The following is a 1,621-nucleotide window of genomic DNA, read 5'->3' as shown; positions in this document are numbered from 1 at the left end:
AGTTATAGCTCACTAACTCGCATGTCAATCGCCGTCCGCGCGACCGTGCCGGGCGGTCGCGTCCGGTGCGTCCTGGGCCGGTGCCCGCATGCGGGGCGCTTCCCCTCGTGCTTCGCTGTGGAGCATGGAGACGCGGCCGCCATGACCGGGACGAGGCGCGAGCGGCGCCGCCCGCGGTGGGAGCGCATGCGCGGCTACTCCTGGGTGCTGCCGTCGCTGCTGCTCATCGGCATCGTGATGCTGGACTTCAACACCGGCGCGGCGTTCCGGATCGTCTCCTGGATCGTCCTGGTGCCCGGTCTCGCCGCAGCGGTCTGCGGGGTGGGGGCCACCGCCTGCATCGCCGTGGTGTCCCTGGTGGCGTACGCCCTCGTGGACCACGCCTGGCCCGACCACTACAAGGCGGGCCTGCCCGACTTCGTGCTGGTCGCTCTCGGCGGTGCGCTGGCCACCCTGGTGGCGGCCCTACGGGTGCGGCAGGAGCGACGCATGCTGCGTATGCAGGACATCCTGGAAACCTCGGTACGAGCCGTGCTGCGCCCGCTGCCCGCGCGCTGGGCCGGTCTTGAGCAGGCGGGCGCGTATCTCGCCGCGGATGTCGAGGCGCAGGTCGGGGGCGACTTCTACGACATCCAGCCCAGCCCCTACGGCACCCGCGTGCTCGTCGGCGATGTGCAGGGCAAGGGGCTGGGCGCGGTGGAGGCGGCGGCCGCGCTGCTCGGCACCTTCCGGGAGGCCGGGTACCACGAGGAGGACCTCGGGACGGTCGCCGAGCGGCTGGAGATCCGGATGCTGCGGCACCGCGTGCACACCACCGCGATCGGGCAGGAGGACGGCGACCGGTTCGCCACGGCCGTACTGGTCGCCTTCTCCAGGGGCGCGCCCGGGGTGGTCGACGTCATCAACTTTGGGCACGAGGCACCGCTCGCGATCAGCCCGCACGGTGTCCGTGAGCTGCCCGACGGGGACGGGGCGCCGATCGGGCTCTGCGATCTGACCGGCGGGCTGCCGCCGACCCGCCGGGTGCCGCTCGCGCCGGAGGAGACGCTGCTGCTCGTCACCGACGGGGTGACCGAGGCGCGTAACCGCAAGGGCGAGTTCTACGACCTCCAGGGCGATGTCGCCGCCGCGATGGCCGCCGACCCGGGCTGCGCCGCGCCCCGCCTCCTGGTCCGCCGCATTCGCGACGGCGTGCTCCGGCACAGCGGACGCCGCCTCACCGACGACACCACGATCTACGCCGTGCGCCGGCTCCCGGAGTCGGAGGAGAGCCCGGGGACGGGACCGTTGCCGGGGGCGCGCGAGAGGGGGCTCTCGGAGAAGGAGGGGTATTTCTGAGGAGGGGTATTCCTGAGGGGCGGCCGTGGGGAGGAACGGGTGCGGGGGAGTGCGTGCGCAGGCGGCTAGGGCCTGTCTGACAATTCCCGTCGTCGCCCGGAGGGCGGCCGCGCGGCGTCAGGTGCGTGCTCTCGGGGTGCCGGGCGTAGGCCCTCGTACTGGACGTACTTGGGTCTGCGCCCGGTGCCGCGAGAGTGCGTGCATGGCGTCGCGCGGCAGACGGGAATTGTCAGACAGGCCCTAGGGCCTCTCGGACAGTCCCTGGCCCCGCCTCCCGCTCCTC

1 protein-coding gene is annotated in these 1,621 nt (G+C 72.9%); it reads left to right on the top strand.

The window, feature by feature from the left end; genetic code table 11:
* Window positions 1–141 precede the first annotated feature (141 nt).
* Window positions 142–1,338, top strand: coding sequence for a PP2C family protein-serine/threonine phosphatase (locus CCN72_RS18395; protein WP_086808461.1), 1,197 nt, complete (start codon window positions 142–144; stop codon window positions 1,336–1,338).
* Window positions 1,339–1,621: the final 283 nt, after the last annotated feature.

The sequence above is a fragment of the Streptomyces murinus genome, assembly GCF_002154555.1.
GTDB lineage: Bacteria > Actinomycetota > Actinomycetes > Streptomycetales > Streptomycetaceae > Streptomyces > Streptomyces murinus.
This window is presented reverse-complemented; position numbering and strand designations above follow the sequence as displayed.

Coding starts and splice junctions, on each gene's coding strand:
- CCN72_RS18395 (WP_086808461.1), top strand. CDS start 142: ATGACCGGGACGAGGCGCGAGCGGCGCCGCCCGCGGTGGGAGCGCATG.